This is a genomic window from Leucobacter chromiiresistens, assembly GCF_900102345.1.
GTDB lineage: Bacteria > Actinomycetota > Actinomycetes > Actinomycetales > Microbacteriaceae > Leucobacter > Leucobacter chromiiresistens.
The window spans coordinates 1,504,943-1,523,456 of sequence record NZ_FNKB01000001.1 but is presented as its reverse complement, the minus strand read 5'-3'; the positions used below and the strand labels follow the sequence as shown (position 1 = coordinate 1,523,456).

16 protein-coding genes are annotated in these 18,514 nt (G+C 62.0%); 1 reads left to right on the top strand and 15 read right to left on the bottom strand.

The window, feature by feature from the left end:
* Positions 1-78 precede the first annotated feature (78 nt).
* The 13 genes from BLT44_RS07035 to BLT44_RS06985 all read right to left on the bottom strand — a co-directional run bounded on the left by BLT44_RS07035 (position 79) and on the right by BLT44_RS06985 (position 14,267).
* Positions 79-357, bottom strand: coding sequence for a hypothetical protein (locus BLT44_RS07035; protein ID WP_010154741.1), 279 nt, complete (start codon positions 355-357; stop codon positions 79-81).
* Positions 357-1,337 (bottom strand): caspase family protein, encoded by a 981-nt coding sequence (locus tag BLT44_RS07030; protein ID WP_010154742.1) that lies wholly within the window; start codon positions 1,335-1,337, stop codon positions 357-359. The genes BLT44_RS07035 and BLT44_RS07030 overlap by 1 nt, the downstream gene beginning before the upstream one ends.
* Before the next feature lie 10 nt (positions 1,338-1,347).
* Positions 1,348-1,719, bottom strand: a complete 372-nt coding sequence (locus tag BLT44_RS07025) for a TIR domain-containing protein (protein ID WP_010154744.1) — start codon at positions 1,717-1,719, stop codon at positions 1,348-1,350.
* Between the two features lie 596 nt (positions 1,720-2,315).
* A complete protein-coding gene (locus BLT44_RS15255; RefSeq protein WP_143026020.1) occupies positions 2,316-2,972 on the bottom strand; it encodes a hypothetical protein in 657 nt (218 codons plus the stop codon).
* Positions 2,973-3,011: 39 nt separating this feature from the next.
* Positions 3,012-3,818: a DUF4747 family protein gene (locus tag BLT44_RS15250; RefSeq protein WP_143026019.1), complete on the bottom strand. Its 807-nt coding sequence runs from the start codon at positions 3,816-3,818 to the stop codon at positions 3,012-3,014.
* A gap of 178 nt (positions 3,819-3,996) precedes the next feature.
* Entirely contained in the window at positions 3,997-5,034 is a 1,038-nt protein-coding gene (locus tag BLT44_RS07015) for a hypothetical protein (RefSeq protein ID WP_074690058.1), read from the bottom strand.
* Entirely contained in the window at positions 5,024-6,682 is a 1,659-nt protein-coding gene (locus BLT44_RS07010; protein WP_040504912.1) for an HsdM family class I SAM-dependent methyltransferase, read from the bottom strand. Before BLT44_RS07010 ends, BLT44_RS07015 begins: the two co-directional genes overlap by 11 nt.
* 54 nt (positions 6,683-6,736) lie before the next feature.
* Positions 6,737-7,918: a tyrosine-type recombinase/integrase gene (locus BLT44_RS07005; RefSeq protein WP_010154749.1), complete on the bottom strand. Its 1,182-nt coding sequence runs from the start codon at positions 7,916-7,918 to the stop codon at positions 6,737-6,739.
* A 53-nt stretch (positions 7,919-7,971) separates the two neighbouring features.
* Positions 7,972-8,367, bottom strand: a complete 396-nt coding sequence (locus BLT44_RS07000) for a hypothetical protein (protein ID WP_010154750.1) — start codon at positions 8,365-8,367, stop codon at positions 7,972-7,974.
* A 199-nt stretch (positions 8,368-8,566) separates the two neighbouring features.
* A complete protein-coding gene (locus BLT44_RS06995; protein WP_081473272.1) occupies positions 8,567-9,514 on the bottom strand; it encodes an abortive infection family protein in 948 nt (315 codons plus the stop codon).
* Positions 9,515-9,539: 25 nt separating this feature from the next.
* Entirely contained in the window at positions 9,540-13,055 is a 3,516-nt protein-coding gene (gene mobF, locus BLT44_RS06990) for a MobF family relaxase (protein WP_040504913.1), read from the bottom strand.
* A gap of 160 nt (positions 13,056-13,215) precedes the next feature.
* Entirely contained in the window at positions 13,216-13,350 is a 135-nt protein-coding gene (locus tag BLT44_RS16045; protein WP_255180144.1) for a hypothetical protein, read from the bottom strand.
* Between the two features lie 347 nt (positions 13,351-13,697).
* Complete coding sequence (locus BLT44_RS06985; protein WP_010154754.1) at positions 13,698-14,267, bottom strand: TetR/AcrR family transcriptional regulator C-terminal domain-containing protein; 570 nt, start codon at positions 14,265-14,267, stop codon at positions 13,698-13,700.
* 38 nt (positions 14,268-14,305) lie between these two features.
* Here BLT44_RS06985 and tet(33) point away from each other — a divergent pair, with 38 nt between their 5' ends.
* On the top strand, positions 14,306-15,529 hold the full coding sequence (tet(33), locus tag BLT44_RS06980; protein ID WP_074690335.1) for a tetracycline efflux MFS transporter Tet(33): 1,224 nt from the start codon (positions 14,306-14,308) through the stop codon (positions 15,527-15,529).
* A gap of 886 nt (positions 15,530-16,415) precedes the next feature.
* Here the strand turns inward: tet(33) and BLT44_RS06975 are convergent.
* Both BLT44_RS06975 and BLT44_RS06970 read right to left on the bottom strand, forming a co-directional pair.
* Positions 16,416-17,093: a response regulator gene (locus tag BLT44_RS06975; RefSeq protein ID WP_010154757.1), complete on the bottom strand. Its 678-nt coding sequence runs from the start codon at positions 17,091-17,093 to the stop codon at positions 16,416-16,418.
* Positions 17,090-18,511, bottom strand: a complete 1,422-nt coding sequence (locus tag BLT44_RS06970) for a sensor histidine kinase (RefSeq protein ID WP_074690056.1) — start codon at positions 18,509-18,511, stop codon at positions 17,090-17,092. Before BLT44_RS06970 ends, BLT44_RS06975 begins: the two co-directional genes overlap by 4 nt.
* Between the last annotated feature and the right edge of the window lie 3 nt (positions 18,512-18,514).

The following is an 18,514-nucleotide window of genomic DNA, read 5'->3' as shown; positions in this document are numbered from 1 at the left end:
TCGAGGAGATCCGGGCGGATCAACAGATGGCGAGAGGTGCCCCCCGACATGGCGTCGGAGGACACCTCTCGCGGCGGCTCAGCTGAGAATGTCGACGATGACGGGCAAGTACTTCAGAACCTGTTCCCGGTCACTCTCCCGCTCTTCGGTAGATAGGTCCGAATAGTGCGTCCGGATCTGCGATTCCCACCGCGCCACCAGCTCGGGCGGAATCACGAGCGAACCGTCAGCCCGACGCTCGCAGCGGGAGTGGACGTACTCCTGCCAGTGCGCCCATCTCTCATGCTCGATCGCCGCAAGCCGATCGACCGTTTGCTCCGCGAACAGCGCCTTACGAACCTTGTCCACAGCAGGCATCAGATCAAATCCGCATTCACCAGCGCCCAGTAGTGCTGCCCAAGCGCCGTGAGTTCGCAGGACTTCGACTCCATGGCCGCGTGCCACATGTGCGGTGCACCGACCGGGCGAACGAGATTGACGCTCTCCATCGCCTGGAGCACCGCAAATTCGGCGTTTCGAGCCGGATCCGGAGCTGGCACCTCATCAGGCTCATGCCCCGCACGTTCCGGCTCGTACGACGGGTCGAGCTGAAGCACGGTGGACTGGCTCACAAACAGCTGGGTCAGCATGCGTAGCTGACTCGCTTCGATCGGTGCGGCCGCTTCCCGAAGCGAGACGAAGTTCTTCACATTGGTCTTGAACACGGGTCGCTGCGCCCAAGGACCCAGCGATTGGTCGATGTGGGCATACACGCTGCCTGGCGTCACTGCGCCAAGCAGGTTCGCCGCAGCTCCATTCAACGCATCGACCAGTAGGTTCGTGAACAGCCCGGAGCCGTTGGACTCCATGGCATATTGCTCAGCGGTTGACGCAGTAAGGATCGTAATGCCCTCGTTGAGCTCCGCGATAGGACTCGTTGCGGCTCCTCCCCCTGCGAAACCGCTGTGGCAGCTGTCCAAGATGATGACCTTGTTCTTGGCTGGAGACCCGTTGGCCATCACTAGCACTTCCGACAAAGACAGGCCGTCGTGACCGGCTTCGCAGTCGCTGGCGCACAGGTACCCGCCGACGCCATCGAGGAACCCGTGTCCAGAGAAGTAGAAAAGTGCAATCTCTGCGTCGCCTTTGAAGAGTTCTGCGACGGCGCTTCGCAGGGCATTCTTGGAGATCGCTGAGCCTGGCCCGGATGCGACCATCAAGTTCGGCTGGGCGAAGTTAACGCGGTTGTCCGCATGGCGCTTCAACACTGAGTTGACCGCGTGCGCATCATTCACGGCGCCATGCAGGCTGCCGATCTGATCATAGTGGTCAATACCGACAATCAAGGCCTTTCGCATCGATTGCCTCCTAGAGCCCGTCGATGAAGCCGGAGATATTGCTGTCGCTCCAGGCGACTGTCCGCACACCAACGAGAGCGGTGCGGTCGTCCGAGTACGCCCAGATGCCCAGCAGCGGCTTGCCTTCTTCCTTCGCGCACTGGATCTCCCACTTCTGGCCCTCCGAAGTGAGGGAGTTCTTGCTGACGAGGGCGATGACGCCATGGGAACGACGAATACGAGTGCGTACCTTGTCCTTCCACCCGGACTCGTAGGCCTCCTTCACCGACATGTCGATGAACTCGTAGGGAGAGCGCGGTCCGAGCGACTGCCCCTTCAAGAAATCACGCTGCCGCACGTCTTCCACAGCAAACGCAACGAACACAATCTTTTTCTCAGCCATGAAGGCCTCCTTAACCGTTGAGCTGCGACACTTTTGGCCGCTGTGAAGCTCTCAAATGAGGCTACCCACGACCACCGAAATCGAGACCTAGCCAGGGCCTTGATGGCGCGCACGCTCAGCAATTGAACCTGCGAACTCGGGCCTTTGGAGCTTCCGCCCGCACGAGGGTCCGAAGGTGGCAAGAAGCGATACGGAACGAGATCGCCGGCTACGTCGACCTCGACGGCGCGAGGCACGACGAGGGACCCTTGTTTCCTAGCAGTGACACTAGCGGCGACATCGTCCAAGATCGACACCGCCTCAGCATGCAAAAACCCCGAAAAATCATTGATTTCCCGGGGTTTCTGACTACTTTCTGGTCGGGCTGACAGGATTTGAACCTGCGACCCCTTGACCCCCAGGTATCCCGTTCGAGCCGATTCGTTGATTTTCCGGGCGCCTCTGCCCGTCAAACCGTGTCATTTCATCTCATGGGTTGCATCAATTGCATGGTTCTGGTCCCGGTTTGGTCCCGGTCCATCAGCTGACGGCGGCCAGTGCTACCAGTGGGGTTACGTCCGGGGAGTTCCCCTACTAAGTACGACTCGGGACTGCCTCTAGTCGTCGAGCAAAAGTAGGGAGGGCTTTACAACATTAGGGTCAGCCTCCGACTCCCCTCCTTTACGATCACGAACCTCGTCACCCTCTCGATCTACATTCATGACGTTTTCCTTTGCTATTGCGCCCGCCACCTGCATAAAGGTTCTAACGACCGCCGTCAACTCAAGAAGTGCGTACCACCAGAGCCAGAAGGACAGGAACACAGCAGCGTAATGCGCAGGGGCGCTCATGACCGTGATTCCGTGAGGTACGACCTTGTACCCGGTACCGATAGCGATCGCAAGAAACGAAACTAAGACGAGCCCGATCTGCGCCATCGCCGACCAAGCGAATGTGAAAAGTAGGTTCTGAAACGATGAGTATTTGGCCCCCTTGGGGACCAAAGTTGACCATCGCTTTATTCGCTTATCTCCCGGCACCCCCAGTGCGATACCTGCTCCGGCGATTGCGGCGCCAAAGCTCAGAGCAGAATAGAGAAGTGCATAGTTTGCTAACTCCTCGACATTCAATGCGCCCAGCGGGATAAGGGGCGCCAAGAGCGTCGTCGCCGCGCCTAGGAGTAGTGCCACCCAGAATGCAGGATCCCGCAGGAGCTGCTTGCGTCGCCCCCATACCTCGTCGCGCCAGAACCCGGGTGATCTCTTCTTTCGCATTTCACACCTCCTGGTTATGCGGCGGGCTTCGGAAAGGAGTTATGCAGTCGCACCCTCATCGTCGACAATCATTTCGATAGAGGCGTCCTTGATGGCATCTAACTCATCAAATGCAGATGCACCTCGATCAATCTCGACCTGCCGCTTCCTTGCGTACCGTTCGAGGTTGATGGTCTTGTTTCCTGCTTCACCATAGGCCTGGCCTACGACAATGACGTTCTTCAGTGAAGAGATCTTCTTGCGTGCGAGGCCCAAGATGTCATGCACGATTCCCTTGCTCTTCGAGAGTCCTTCACCTCGCGGCGCAACAAGTTCGACGCGGGCACTCGCAGCGCTGGATTCTTCCGCATATCGATGGATCTCATTGCTGTCGTCCGACCAGTCGAGGTTCGGCTGGTTGACCGCCACTGTCACCTTCTTAACAGTTTCAAGTTCACGGACAGCCTTGTCGAACTCTTCGGAGGTGACCTGGTTGAGATCAATACTCAACTGCTTGTATCCGGCGTCGCGGCCAAGAGCCTGAAGATACCGCTCGAGGAGCGCGGTTGAAATCCCTGGACGTTTTCGCTCAATGGCGACGAGGCGTGACTTAGTGTTGAAGATCGCCCAAACTGCAATCGCGAAGACACCTTCTTCTCGCTCTATCGATTCTTCGGCGCCAGTTTGCTCGTTGTAGAAGACCGGGACGTCGTCTTCATTTCCAGAGATAAATCTCAGGGCCACGACATCCGCGTCGATGCGGCTTGATTCCGTAACGGCAACGACCTGACCCAGCACACGTTTCCGGCTCTCACGGGCTGAAGCAAGATCAGCGACCATCGCAACAAACTGCTCATAATCGATCACGCCCGAGGCGTCTCGCCCGTGGATTGAGTACGCCGCGATGCTTCTCAGCCGAGTTCGTTTTCCAGCCAATACGTTTCCAATCTATCCAGCCCACAATTCTCATGTGCTTGCTTACAAAGCACGAGGCACCCAAACTCGATGTTTCCGAGTCCTCAATTTCTATTCCAGGTCTTCCACGCTAAGAAAGCGGTAAAGCCAGAATCCGCCTATCCCTCGCGTCTCGATGCATATTAACCGGGGTTGCATCGATCACACGTCGGATCATCTCCGCGATGAAGCGGTCGGGCCGAAGGTCTGCCGGGACTCGTTCCCAGGGAAGATGCACCGGCGGGAGGTTCGCCAAGGCGACGTCGATTTCGGTTGGCTCGACGTGCTCTTCGGCTTCTTCTTCAGAGTCTTCATCTGTACCGACGCCGGCTTCAGCGAGTGGGTCTTCCCCGTCTCCCTGGTCGTCGTCAGCTTCCTCGACAGACAGATGGCTTCCGTAGTCGATGACGATGAGCGATACCGCGTGGTACGCATCGTCTTCTCGGCCGAGCTTCTGCAGGAGGTCGATGAGCCAGTCAGCTTTGTCTGGTGATTCGTCGAAGATGGTCGAGCGCAGACCGTAGACGAAGCCGAGGGCCGCAAGTGGGTGTCGGAGTCGCAGGTTTTTTGCGTCACCGTAGGACTCCTCGACTCGGTTGGCAGCGTTCTTGCCGAAGCTAGAGTCCATTCGCTTCGTGCTGATCAGAAGCTCTGGTCCCGCTGCCCAGTTGGACATCACGACGTCCACTTGTTTGAGGTAGTTCTTTCCGAGGATGTTCGCGGTCGAGGCCGCTGCACCTGCGGGTGGAGTCTTTGCCTGCAGCCGCTTCCATAGCGCTTCGCGCTCCTTGACTGTGACTTTCTTGAGGAGACTGACCACGGGGGCCGGAAGTATGCGTGGAGCTGATGGGCGCGGCCAAACGGCGTCGCCGTCGAACCCTGCTCGCCTGAGCTCATATGAGAGCCACACATCGAGCGCAAGAGCAGGCACGCCTGTTGTCGTCGGGGCTTTCAAGTAAAGCGGCACCCCGAGCAGACGCTTCAGTGTTTCGTAGTCCGGCTCATAAGACAGAGCACCGCTGCCGTCTTTGCGCCAGGGGTTGCTGTACGCACCGTTGGGAGCAGCGTCAGCAACGATGCGATCAAAGATCGCCCATGCTTTCGCCTTGGTTGATGGTTCAGCGGCCACTGCGCCCCCTAGCTACACGGCGTTCGGTCAATGCGGCGTGAGCGTCACGCACCTGTTCGAGCTCAGACTCGGTCACGAGTTGAGAGTTGATGAGGAGCACCTCGTCAACGAGGCTCACAGTCTTCATGAGTTCTCCCTGCCGCAAGAGCTTGGCGACGTCTGGTTTGATAACGCGCAGCTGATCAGCATGCGTCCGAACGAGATCGAGAGATGGCATTGCCCAGACATCGGCTTCCCTCGGCTCGAGTTTGAGGATCCCTCCCCCATACGAGCGCCCGACCATCTCCGCGTTCAAGAGCGTGACGGAGTTTAGGCTTGCGAGCGGCAGAAGCTCGCGGCCGAGTTCGCGATGTTTCTCGTCGAGGTAGACGCCGTGAACAGAGTTGAGGTGGTGTGCTCCAGCGGTGTTGGTCGTCAGGCGCGGAGTATCGGCGTTCATGCACGTCAGCAGCAGGTCAGCCGCTGGCAGCAGGGGCACCCGGTACCAGGGCTTCCTGACCCGGCATTTATATGCCTCGTCCACGCCTGCAACATGTCCAGCATCGATATATGCCCGTGCCGCCTCGGAGTGCTTTTCGGAGGGACGGAACAACCAAGTGGCTTTGCCCTGTTGTCCCAACCTGGTCATTGTGTCGCTGGACAGTTCCAGCCCGCGCAGGTGCGAGCTTCCCGGTGGGGAGAGTCGTACGAGGTCCTTGCGGGTGAGGCCCAGCTCCTTCACGCGGGCTGGTGAAAGCGCGAAGTAGCGGTTGTTGCCGGTCACCATGCCAAGAGTCGTGTCGCCCCAAGTGTCGAGGCTGGTGAAATGTCCTGCAGCGCGAAGAGTGCGGAGAGGCTCCACCGCATCAGGAGCAACCAGCAGACCAGTCCACTTGCCGGACGGGTCGGCGGGCTTCCACGTCAGGGGACCGTCAAGCGAGGTGAGCGCATCGGCATCTTGCGCCTGATAGATCGTCGCCTGATCTGTTGGACCTTCGTTATACCCGTCCGCGAGCAGAAGCACCACATCAGCCTCAGCTTCCGGGAAGACCTGCTCTGTGAACAGCACAAGCTGGACACTCCGGAAGCGATCAAAAAGGAACTGTCGCACCGCAGCGGCGTAGTTCACGCTGAGCAGCTCGGCTGGAAGCACTAACCCCATTCGCCCACCATTTTTGAGGAAGAGCGCCGAGTGGATCGTGAACGCAGCCCAGCTTGAAGCGAGAGCGGTGAGGGAAACTCCGGCTTTCAATGCAGCCGCCCGTGACCGTGTTCGAGACTCACCCGAGAAATCTTGGTAGCGGATATACGGAGGATTTCCGACAACGACTGAATAGTGGGCCTCTGGCTCAACCAGGAAGAAGTCGCTGACGGTGATATTCGCCGTGCCCCCAGCTTCTTCGATACGACGACGCGCGACCTGCGCACTATGTTCGTGGATCTCCACGCCATCGACTCCTGGCGTCGGGATTCCGAGGTTGCGAAGCCGTCTGACAGCTTCGACGAGGAACGCAGCGTCTCCTGCGGAGGGCTCGAGCACTGTGTCGTCGAGGTCGCGAATCGCCCAGTCAGTGATGAATCGGGTTATGGGCTCAGGGGTGAAAAACGCACCGCGAGCTTTGCGCAGCTCTGTCGTATCGACAGGGGCGGTCACGGCAGATTCGAACATGTCTTCATTCTGCCGTACACCACCGACATCTTCGGGATCCGCAGCCGCATTGCGTCACGCCGTCCGCCCGAAGGCCTGTTCCAGATACCCAGCCGTCGCTGGGTTCACAGTCTCGTTGCGGCGGATGTAGTGCTCTCGCGTGATCGCCGGATCGCTGTGGCCGAGCAGCTCAGACGCTAGTTGGAGGCCACCGATCTCGTTGATCGCAGTGGCCGCTGTGCGGCGGAACCGGTGCGGGGTAACGTCGGGAACACCTGCGCGGTCCATGACGTCGCGAAGCTGCCTCCGGACGTTGTTCGTCGTATGCGGAGTACCGATGCGGGTCGAGAACAGCAGCGCGTCAGGGTGGGTGAACCGGATCTGCTCCAACCTCTCCCGGACTGCGCGGAGCGTGAAGCTTGGAAGGGCGACTCGGCGCACCGAACGGGCCGTTTTCGGATGATCCTGCCGATGCGTGGGCTCCCCCTTCCTGCTGATGATCGTGCCGCAGATCCTCACTGCAGGGATCGGCGCGTCGAGGTCGAGATCCCCGAGACGAATCGCGAGCACCTCACCGATACGGGCCGAAGTGCCAAGTAGCACCTCCACGATCTGACCGAGTTGCCCATCTGGGCGCGGACCGGCCGTGACCTCCCGCTGCTCCCACGTCCTGATTCCAGACCGGATGGCTGCGATCTCTTCCCAGGAATAGACGTCCGGCGTTCGAACCGGACGGCGCAGACGCGAGACATGATCCATCGGATTGCGTGACAGGATTTCGTGGCGGACCGCGAGAGCGAGCGCGAGGCGGAGGACGACACGCGCTTGCCGGGCACGGTTGTAGCTCTGCTTCGCGAGTTGCTTGAGGAAGTAGTCGCAGCGCGCGACACCGATCTCGCGGAGTGTGACTTCCTTGAAGAATGGGAGGACGAGAGTTCGCATGTTCCGCTCGTATAGGAGCCGGGTGGTTCGAGAGAGCCGGTCCTCGAGCTCCATGTCTTCCAACCAGTACGAGACAAGTGCGGGGAACGGGCTATCTGCGGTCATACCGGAGAACCCTGGCTGGAAAAGGTCTCGCTCAGCGAGCTTCTTCTTCAGAGCACGTTCGGCTGCAGCGCGGGTGTCGGCGGTGACTTGGACGTGGCGGCTCTTGCCGTCCCAGTCGCGGTATCTCGTGCGGGCAACATACCGCTTCTGGACGGTGCGGGAGGTCGCGATAGTGCCGAAGGTGCCGATGGGGGTACGGGGTCTAGCCACGAGTCGCCACCCCCGTTTCCCAGGGCTGGTCGTCTGGTGAAGTAGTGCTGACGCTATCGAGTTGTGGAGATTGCATCCCTCAAGTCTGAAGAGTCTGCACTCAATGACGAATTTCCCGCTTGCAGCGACGAGGTCTGCACTCGGTGCTCACAGATACGGGTATGAGCGAGCCGGATGAGGCTCCACGGCCCGATCCAGAGGAATTTCATCCCGTTCCACAGCAGCAGGAGGAACAGCAGGTAGAGCGCCTGGTTCCAGCCGTACTGGATGAGGGTGATGCACATGGCGGCGGCGAAGAGGTAGATGCCGCCGAACAGCATCGCTGGGACACCCCATTTGAGGCCTCGGCGGGTGCGGATCTTGTCGAGCAGGATGTTCGTGGGCATGCGGCGGCGCAGGAAGATGCGGGTGCGGACGCTGGCGTTCCACAGACGCTGCATGAGATTCATGATGGCCTCACTTTTCACACGGGAGCACTTCGATGTGGCTGGTCCTGTGTGGTGAGTGCCCCGAGGCTTCTTGGGGCGGTCTGCTCCGCCCGACGTCAGGCTTCGCGCGTGGTCTGTCCTGCCATTTCGCAGTCTACGCTGCTCGGTTGGAGTGCGGAAGAGCGGTGGAGTTCCGCTTGCGGATTGGAGTGGAGAAGCGTCAGAAGGAGGAGCCCAGCGCAGCCTTTTGCTCATGGGAGGTTTCGTGCCAGGTGTCGGCGATGAACTGCGCGACTGCAACAGTCGAGTTGAACACGAGGCGTGCATGTCGTGGAGTCGCGGGGCTCTCGTTGACGGAGCCATGCCCGTCGCCGATTGAGTTGCGTGCCTCCGCGACGGACTGCACGAGAGTGGAGAGGGCGCGCATCGCTTTGCGGAGGGCGTCGCTGCCGCGCTTGCTGCCGTCTACCGCGTCGGCATTGATCGCGAGTGCCGATGCGGTGCTTGCGAAAAGAGCCGGGAGCTCGTCTCGTTCGGAGAACTCGATATCCAGATCCGTGAGCACGATCTTGCACTGGCTCTCGAGGAGGTTCTTGCAGGAGGAGATCGCCGCAGCGGGATCTGAGCTGAGGTCGCGGTTGATTAGATCGAGGTGACGGCGCAGCACAGAGTTCTCGGTGAGGTCGGGCGTCTTGGCGAGCGTTAGCTCGGTTGGGGCGTAATACGCGGAAATCTGACGCCAGCCATAGATGATGCGATCTCCGAAACGGTCTGTCTCGATGAGCTCATACCCATCTCGGCGGAGGGTGTCATTGTAGGCAGCGACCATCGCGGCAGCGGCGTCTGGATCGTCGCGGACAATGGGATGGACTGTCTCGGCTAAGAAGTTGAGGAACGTCTCGTCGCTGCCGTTACGAAGCTGGAAACGGTCGTCGTTGAAGACCCAGTCATCCTCCCAGTCCCAGTTGTTCACCATGTGCTGGTAGATGTCGCCGCTGGCAGTGCGGTACCTGTGGTCTCTGCTCGGCAGCTCCTCCAAGTCGTAGAGCCGGGCGAGGAACTGCGGATGCTGCAGCCGCCCCGACCAGTCGTACTCGGAAAGCGAGAGCCAATCGAACACGTTTGAGCGCGTCTGGCGAGAGATCCGCGCGCGGTTCGTTGGCGTCATGCACTAAGAATATCGGCCGCATACATCAGGAAATCGACCGCCTCTGACTCCGTCTGGACCGCACTTCCTCCGGGGAGTGCTCGGTCTGCTGAAGGCTCACGAGCACGCCCTGGGCGCGTTCGTAGTCGACGCGCTGAGCATCGTCGCCGGGCACCGCTCCGAGTGGGCTGCTCGAGGTGACGCCCCACCGGTCGCGGTACGCAATGACCGCCCGTGCCGCAGCCTCACCCTCTGCGGGAGCGGTCTCGTCGAGTCCCGTCAACCAGGGCTCTGGCTGCTTGAGGAGCTTCTCGACCAGGGCATCGATGCGCTGCTCCATGAGCTGCTCCCGCTCGTCGAGGGCTTGCCTCATCGCGGGATCGGTGATCCCGGTCGCGCGCGGGACCAGGCCGGCGATCATCCTGGCGGTCCGCTGCGGAGCAGGCTGGTAGGCCGCCGTGATGCGCTGGAGCCTGTAACGCAGCAGCGACCCGAGATCCTGCACCTCGTCCAGTCCTCCAACCTGGATGATGCGCGGGAGAAGACTGTCGATGTCGTGCCCGTCGGCTTCGAGCCTGCGCAGCTCGGTGGTGAGGATCCCGAAGGCGTCTGTCTCGACGAGCTCGTCGATCGTCTCCGCCGTGAGGCCTCCGGCGTGCAGGAGGGCGATCCAGCGTTCCTGTCCGGCGACTTGTGCGATGGTGTCGTACTCGGCCGCGAGTTGCTCGAGTGAGCCCCAGAAGTCCTGCTCCACGGTGATCGTGTCGTGTGCGGAGAGCTCTGCGCCAGGGTGCTGCAGGATCCCGTAGAGGATGCTCCGGGCGGTGTTCTGCAGGTCCTCACGGTGCTGATGCTCCTCGAGGTGATGCTCGTCGGTGGCGACGTAGACGCGGTTGGATTCGCGGCCGCGGGTCATCGCGACGTAGAGGGATTCTCGGGTCACTTCCGGTGAGTGGACGACCGCGTGTGCGGTGTCGACGGTGGCCCCTTGGGCACGGTGCGCGGTGACGGCGTAGCCGAGGTCGACGTGCTCGGCGACGTAGCTCACGGGCAGCGTGATCGTGGTGCGCCGCTTCGATCCTGCCCGCCGCACGGTGAGGGATCCGTCGTCGTTCGCATGGGCGACGTGCCAGCGGTCGCCGTTTTTCACCCAGCTTCGCCCGAGCGAGAGGCGCCGATTGTTCTCGCGGGTGATGATGAGATCTCCGCGGGAAACTTCGTTGCCGTCATGGAGTTTGACGCCGTCCACAGCGACGTCGCCCTGGAGGATTCGGTCGGTGCGGGCGCGGGTGTTGAGCGCAGAGACCGTGTCGAGGGTTTCCGCGATCAGCACCGTGCTCTTTCCCGCTGCGAGGTCTGTGCGCCAGGCTTGGTAGGCGGCTTCGAGAATCTCGTCATATCCGCCCGGCGTGACGCGCTGGTGCGCAATGTAGGTATCGATGACGTCGGTGTCGCCGATCCGCAACTGCAGGGACGCCTGCTTCTCCCAGTCGTTTCGGAAGCGACGCACATCGACCAGTTCCGGGGCGTCGCCGCGGTCACGCACGAGCATCCCGAACGCGCCGCCCGCGTCCACCGCTGCGAGTTGCGCCCAATCGCCCACGAGCAGCACTTTCGCGCCGACCTGCTGGGCGTGACTGGTGATGGCATCGAGCGCGAACGTGCCACCCAAGGAGGCTTCGTCGATGATGACGAGCTGTCCGCGCGTGAGGTTCCATTTCCCGAGGCGATGCTCATGCAGCCACTTCGCCGTGTTCTCCGTCCCGATCTCCAGATCCCCGGCGAGGACGTCGGCGGCAGCGGCCGAGGGCGCGAGCCCGGTCACCGAGCCTGGCCCGTAGCGTCGCTCCCAGGCTCGGCGCAGGGCACGCATCGTTGTGGTCTTCCCAGTCCCTGCGGGGCCGACGAGTACGTCGAGGACGCGGCCGGAGACGCCGATCTTCGCGATCGCCTGCTCCTGGTCCACCGACAGGGTGTGCCCGTCGCGGTTCTTCGTTCTGGCAGCGTCCTCGATCCATGCCAGCGGTACGGTCGGCGCCGACCGATCATTCGACGCGCCAAGGAGTCGGTCTTCTGCCGCGAGCACCTGCTCGGAGGAGAACACCGTTCCGGCTTTGGGTCGGAACACGCTCGACCCGTCCGCGCGACGAAACAGCGAGGGGCTCTTCGCGAGCTCGGGCGGAGTGAGGCGCAGCGAGACCCGTTCTGCGGCATCGACGATCTGCTGGGTGATGACGTCCCGGTCGTTCGCGGACGCGAAGCGGAGAGCCATCGTCTGTCGCACGGCCTCCGCGTGGAGGTTCCACCGTTTCCACGTCGCTCGCCGGTCACCGACCTGCTGCACCACGACCTCGGCGACCTCCTCGAGATCCTCCAACGGGATATCGTCTGCCCGCAGCAACGGTTCGTGCTCACTACCGGCGAGCAGTGCCGACGCCCAGGTTGGCGCGTCCTCACCCAGCAACGCGGTCGCGCGTTCTCGCCACTGGGAGGTGAGATCGCTGAGAGAGTGCTGCTGCTTCGGGGGCCGAGTCTCGAGCGTGGCCTGCTGCCGGAACTGCCACACCAGCTTCGGGGACGGCTGCCTCCCGTGCTTCGAGACGTAGTCGTCGACCAGCCGGTCTTTGACCTGCTCGATATCGCGAGTACGGGAAGAGAACTCGTCCATCAGCTCCTGCGGCACGCCAACGATCTCCCACGCCGTGGAGCGCCCCGCACCGCGCTCACGGGCTTCCCACCCGACGCCGAGGATCTGAGTGAGATGGTCCGAGAGGACCGCGTTGTAATGCTCCGATAGGCCGGTGACGGCGGCGTGGATAGCGCGAGAATCGAGCGTGCGCCACTTCCCGTCATGAGCTGCTTGCACGCGGTTGGCGACGACAATGTGCGTGTGGAGTTGTGGATCCGCGGCCCGAGAATCGTAATGATCGTAGGCAGTCGCAATCACACCCCGCACGTCGACTTGCGCGACGGCGCCACGCGCCCCTTTCGCGCCGACCCTGGTCATCGCGACGTCGCGCTCGAGTAGGGCGATCATGTCTCGGATCGCTGCGTGGTGAGCTTGGGCAATGAGTGCTTGCGTGCCGCCGTCGGCAACTGCCCAGAGGGTCGAGACGGACTTCGGGACCGAGAACGTGAGATCGAACCCTGCGACCGGCGCATTCGTTGGCTTCTGTGCTTCCTCCGCCTCGATCAGCGCTTGCTGCGCGGTACGCTCACCTGCGGTAAGGGACTTCGGGAGCTGATCGAGGCGGCGCTGCGTCCGCTCGCCCGCGGTGGCAAACTTTCGGTACGGACGCCCCAGTTGCTCGCCGCTGTTCGGATCCTGCCCGTGCCCCATGAGGCGCCGTAACTGCTCCTCGCTCACCGAGGCACCGACGGCGATCTCTCCGGCGAGTCCTGGGAGGCCGGCCCCGAGCCAGATGCCGGGAGGCGTTCCTGCTTCAAGGTAGTACCTTGTCAGCGCTGACGACGCATCGCGATCCCCGTCGCCAGCGACAACTGCGTTCAGCAGGTACCGGTACCCGTCCCCAGCGGTCATGACCCTGATCGAGATCGTCACACTGGGCAGGTGCGCCGCAGATCTTGGGATCTACCCTCGGAAGGCGGAGAGCGCGATGTTTGCGTCAATGCAGGGAGATAGCGAAGAGCGCGCTTCAACGGAGATGCTCGAATGGGTCCACGACGGATTGGACTCCGTGGTCGCGGCAGACGTAGACGATTCACACGCCGTACCCGTCGGCGCCGCTCGGCTCGGGGTCGCATTCTGCGCGGCAGACGTTACAGAGCCGGTGCTCGTTGCTCCCCCAGACCGTGACCTCGATATCGTCGGGGATCTCCATTCCGTCGAACTCCATATGCGGAGGTTAGCTGTCGCGGATTGAGTCGTGTCAAGATGCGGCACCGATGCTAAACCGCCGTTACCTATGGTCATCGCGCCGGTCACGCACTCGACGCTTAGTTCTTGAGGTACTCGAGGACGGCGATGACGCGCTTGTTTCCTGTGCGCTCGTTAAGGTCGAGCATGGTGAAGATGCTGCTGATGTGCCGTTCCGCGATCGCGACGCGACATGCATACGGTCCCTGATTTGCTCGTTAGTGAGCTCCGTAGCCATGAGCGAATCGTCAGTATCGCGGAGGAGGTGCTGCGGGAGCGGGAAAGGATTGACCTTACCGACGCAGAGACCCAAAGCGCGAGCATCCCTCATCGCTTTGATGCCAGCCCTTCAACCATTGCAACTAACCCGAACTCGAAATCTAGGTCTTGATCGACAGGCTCACATCCGTTGTCGAGCGCTGTTTGTTCTTCTAGTACGAAACCGACCGTATAGCGGCTGATAGCCATGAGAGCTCGGACCGCAGAGACCTCAGCGAATCCTTCGGACACGAGAAACTCGATCTGACTTTCGGGGGCATCCGAGCCCGCTGGCATCTGGTCACTCTTTTGACGGTGAAACTCTGCGTGCAGCCGTGCTCCATCCCGGACTGCCAGAAGCGCTGTCCGGAAGCTCCGCGCGTTGCGCAGGAGAAAGTCGTCCCAGCGCTCCCCTGACTCTGGGAGTGAGGCGTGGTGTTCGCGATCAAGCACATCAGCTGCGAGCGATCCGAGCAGGTGGCCCTTTGTCCGAAAGTGCCAGTAGAGCGCTGGCTGCTGCACCCGCAGATGCGCAGCCAGCGCCCGCGTGGTGAAACCGTCGATCCCCGTGTTATTGAGCACATGCCTCGCACCGCGCAAGACTGCTGCACGATCGAGTCGCGCTTGTTTCTGAGCCATGCTTGCACTTTATCATCGATAACTTTATCGTTGATAAGGTGTCATCTCTCACTTCCGCTCGTGGCTCGTTGGCCACGGTCCTCATCACGGCTAGCCTCGACGCCGCCGGCATGGGCCTGGTGATGCCGATTCTCCCCGCACTGCTACACGAGGCAGGGGTCACCGCTGATGCGGTTCCGCTGAACGTCGGAGTGCTGATCGCGCTCTACGCGGTAATGCAGTTCATCTTTGCCCCCGTACTGGGAACACTGTCGGACCGATTCGGCCGCCGCCGGGTGCTGCTTGTTTCCCTGGCCGGTGCGACCGTCGACTATCTCGTGCTCGCCACGACATCCGCTCTGTCGGTGTTCTATATCGCCCGTGCAGTGGCTGGGATAACCGGAGCGACCAATGCGGTCACCGCCACCGTGATCGCCGACATCACGCCACCCCACCAGCGCGCCAAGCGTTTCGGTTTACTCAGTGCCTGCTATGGCGGCGGAATGATCGCGGGGCCAGCCATGGGTGGACTGTTCGGTGCCATCTCGCCACATCTGCCGTTTTTGCTCGCTGCTCTTCTCTCAGCGAGCAATCTGGCACTCACCTTTATCTTGTTACGCGAGACCCGTCCTGATTCCCCTGCGCGCTCTGCGTCGCTCGCTCAGCATCGTGGTCGCCCCGGCCTCAGCGCGGTGCCTGGGATTACCTTCCTATTAGTCGCATTCGGCCTTGTTCAATTCATTGGGCAGGCTCCAGGTGCGACCTGGGTGCTGTTTACTGAACACCGCCTCGACTGGAGTCCCGTCGAAGTTGGAATCTCCCTGTCCGTCTTCGGGATCGTACAGGTTCTCGTGCAGGCCCTCCTTACTGGCCGCATCGTGGAGTGGATCGGTGAGGCAAAAACAGTCATCATCGGGTGTGTTACCGACGCCTTGGGTCTCGTAGGCCTGGCGATTGTCACTGACGCATTTTCCATGGCGCCTATCTTGGCGGCACTGGGGATCGGTGGCATCGGCCTCCCCGCTCTGCAAACCCTTCTCTCCCAGCGCGTCGATGAACAGCACCAAGGGCGCCTCCAGGGTGTGCTCGCCAGCATCAACAGCGTCACATCGATCTTCGGACCGGTCGCTTTCACAACGATCTTCGCGCTCACTTACATCAACGCCGACGGCTTCCTCTGGCTCTGCGCCGCAGCACTCTACGTGCCCTGCGTGATTCTCATCATGCGTGGTACAGCAGCGTCCCCGAAGTTCGGCTCATGGGCGAGCGGCGACTCGATGTGAGTTGTGAGACGTGAGCAGGAGCAACACGGCGGCGACACTGCTTCGCCATGGCCGACTAGCGAGACGGCGCCACCGGGAAACTCGGCATCATCTACCAAGGACAGGTCAGCTGGGAGCCTGATAGACCCATCGAAATGTGCGTGCCGATCGCGGAGAAAGGCCGGGCGCATCGGATCGAGCCATAGCACCATGAGTCTTCACGGAAGTGCGTTGACGGAGACTTCGTTGTGAACCGGGCCAAGGGAGAGCTGGAGGCCCTCTCCGAGTGGCTTGCCGATGACATGAGCTGGACGCTCATCGAGAAATCCACACACAGCGGCCCCAGTGCAGCCCGAGAGGTGCGCCCGCCGTTCTCCCGAGCGGGTGGAGGTCATTTCTGTCGTCACCCACGGACGACGCGCTTCCTGCGACGGCTACCTCGAGGCTGGAGGAATGCGCGTCCGTTTCAGCCATGCGTTCCGCTTCGTCAGCACCCCCAAGACCGCGATGATCGCAGAACTGCGACGCTACTGCATCGAGACGCAGGTTGACTGAGGCCTGTGCGGACAGCACGAACGACCCTTAAGCCCGTAATCTGGGAACCGCAGAAACTACCCGATCGAAACGCAACTACTTTGCCGGCCCTACGGGGTTGGCTCGCGGTCGTCGTCCTTGGCCGCGACCGTGCGCAGGAGGTGCTTGTAGCCATCCCTCGCGATCATCACGCGCATCGAAACCGTCACGACGCTACTGCCTTCGACGATCAGGGGAGCGGGGACTGATCGCGGACGCGCTGTCCACTTTGGTTAAAAGATTGCGCCGCTGTAGACGACCGCCATCTAGATGCCGACGATGACCATGCTCTCGAGTGCGCCACTACCCACCATTAGTGTGGTCAGGGTCGGCTTCAGGTGATGAGTCCATGTCGGTAGGCGGTGATGGCGGCGTGGACACGGTTGTCGATGCCGAGGGTGTTGAAGAGCTGGGAGACGTATTGCTTGACGGTGCCTTCGGACAGATGCATGGCCCTGCCGATCTGGGCGTTGGAGAGTCCGCGAGCGATGTGGGTGAGGAGCTCGATCTGGCGCTCGGTGAGCAGGGCAGTGAGTTCGTCTCGCGCGGTTCGGGTGCGGTGGCCCGCTCGTTGCTCGGCGGCGAGCCAGCGGGCGACTCGAGGGGAGAACGCGCCTCCGCCGTGCGCGAGGGCCCTGACGCCGGCAATGAGTTGCTGAGGTTCGTCGGACTTGAGGAGGAAACCGAGGGCGCCGGCGTTGATCGCATCGGCGATGAGATGGTCGTCGGAAAAGGTGGTGAGCATGGCGATCGGAAGCTCGGGCAGTCGGTGCCGGATCTCACGGAGAGCTCCGATGCCGTCGAGTCGTGGCATCTGGATATCCAGCAGTGCGACGTCAACGCGGTGTGTTGCCGCGGCGTCGACGGCCTCGTGGCCGTTGCTGGCGAGGGCGGTGATGTCAAGGTCAGTGGCGGAGGCGAGAATAGCGGCGACGCCGGTGCGGACGAGCTGGTCGTCATCCGCGATCAGGACACGGATCGGCGGGGTGTCGGTGCGATCCTCCGGGGTCATGGCGCGGGAACCGTTCCGATCCTGCTGACCTGGTCGGAGGCGAAGCAGACGACGTGGACGTCGACTCGTTCGAAGAAGCTGATTTCCGCCTCGTAATAGTGACAGGTCTCGTCGGGGCGAGGCGGGAACTCATCGCGTGGAGGATCGAGCATCTCCAGGGCGGGGAGGGATCGCTCGACCGTCTCCTGGGTGTCTCCGACGGAGATGTCCGCAAACTGTGCCGTGGTCATCACCGATAGCGTGTTGGCGAGCACGAAGTAAGCGACCGCGATGAACACGAGTGCGCCGAGGATGGCTGTGGGAACGGCGATGGCAGCACGGGTGGCGCGGGATCGAAGGATCGCGGCATCGTCCTCGGCGGCGACGATGTCGCCATCAGGTGCTGCGCTGTCCGCGGATGGGCGTGCGTGCGCGGGAAGGGTGAGGGTCAGTGCGAACTCGGTCGGCATCTGATGGACGGTGAGGGCGCCGCCCAGCATCGCGGCGCGATGCCGCAGGCCATGCAGTCCGAATCCACCATCGAGCGGATGGGCTGAGGACGCCTCCTTGTCACGCGGATTGCAAACGATCGCAGTGACAATATCGCCCTCGACCTCGATGCGCACGGTGACCGGTTGCCCAGGAGCGTGCTTGGACGCGTTGGTGAGCCCTTCCTGCACCACCCGCGCGACAGTGTTGAGCGCTTCATCGCTGAGTCGGTCGGACAGATCTGCGGCGATGTGCGTTTCCACGTGCATCTCGGCCTGACGAGCACCGGTCACTGCTTCGTCGATGCTCGGGGAGCTCCATCCGGCAGCCGGGTCTTCGGACTGGCGCAGCAGTCGAACGGCGAGGCCGAGCTGATCCGCCGCGTCCGCTGCGATCGTGCGGATACCGGAGACCTCTGCCCGGTCGGTATCCGGAAGCGTGGGTGTGAGGGAGAGCTGTCCGAGCCGGACGGCGATGAGCGTCAAGGAGTGGCCGAGGCCGTCGTGCATCTCCGCGGCAAGGCTCATCCGCTCTCGTTGCAGGACCTCACGGGTCTGGCTTGCCCGTCGTCTGGATTCGATCGCGGCAAGCTCCCAGCCTCGGCGGTGAAACTCTCGCCTCTGCGACACCGCGCGCCGCGTGGTCAGCGGTGCGGCGAGCACCAGGGCGGTCAGCAGACCATACACAAGGCCCTCGACGATCTCCTCGACTCGCAACTCGGGGAGCCTGACGACGGTAGCGGCGAGCACGGAACCAGCAAGGATCACGCGCACCCGCGCAGCCGGGGTTGCGAACATCAGCACGATCGCAGCAGTCGCAATAAGGCTCAGCACCAGCACGGGAGCATCGGGCAACCAACGCGTGGACGTGCCGCCGCTGATCGCGACGACGCATCCAACGATGGTCTGCCGACGGCGGAGTGTCGCGGGATCATTGGAGCTACCACTCATACT

Coding starts and splice junctions, on each gene's coding strand:
- BLT44_RS06995 (WP_081473272.1), bottom strand. CDS start 9,514: ATGACGCCAACGAACCGCGCGCGGATCTCTCGCCAGACGCGCTCAAAC.
- BLT44_RS06985 (WP_010154754.1), bottom strand. CDS start 14,267: ATGGCTCAGAAACAAGCGCGACTCGATCGTGCAGCAGTCTTGCGCGGT.
- BLT44_RS07035 (WP_010154741.1), bottom strand. CDS start 357: ATGCCTGCTGTGGACAAGGTTCGTAAGGCGCTGTTCGCGGAGCAAACG.
- BLT44_RS07025 (WP_010154744.1), bottom strand. CDS start 1,719: ATGGCTGAGAAAAAGATTGTGTTCGTTGCGTTTGCTGTGGAAGACGTG.
- BLT44_RS07000 (WP_010154750.1), bottom strand. CDS start 8,367: ATGAATCTCATGCAGCGTCTGTGGAACGCCAGCGTCCGCACCCGCATC.
- BLT44_RS07010 (WP_040504912.1), bottom strand. CDS start 6,682: ATGTTCGAATCTGCCGTGACCGCCCCTGTCGATACGACAGAGCTGCGC.
- BLT44_RS15255 (WP_143026020.1), bottom strand. CDS start 2,972: ATGCGAAAGAAGAGATCACCCGGGTTCTGGCGCGACGAGGTATGGGGG.
- BLT44_RS07030 (WP_010154742.1), bottom strand. CDS start 1,337: ATGCGAAAGGCCTTGATTGTCGGTATTGACCACTATGATCAGATCGGC.
- BLT44_RS06975 (WP_010154757.1), bottom strand. CDS start 17,093: ATGACCCCGGAGGATCGCACCGACACCCCGCCGATCCGTGTCCTGATC.
- BLT44_RS06970 (WP_074690056.1), bottom strand. CDS start 18,511: ATGAGTGGTAGCTCCAATGATCCCGCGACACTCCGCCGTCGGCAGACC.
- BLT44_RS16045 (WP_255180144.1), bottom strand. CDS start 13,350: ATGGAGTTCGACGGAATGGAGATCCCCGACGATATCGAGGTCACGGTC.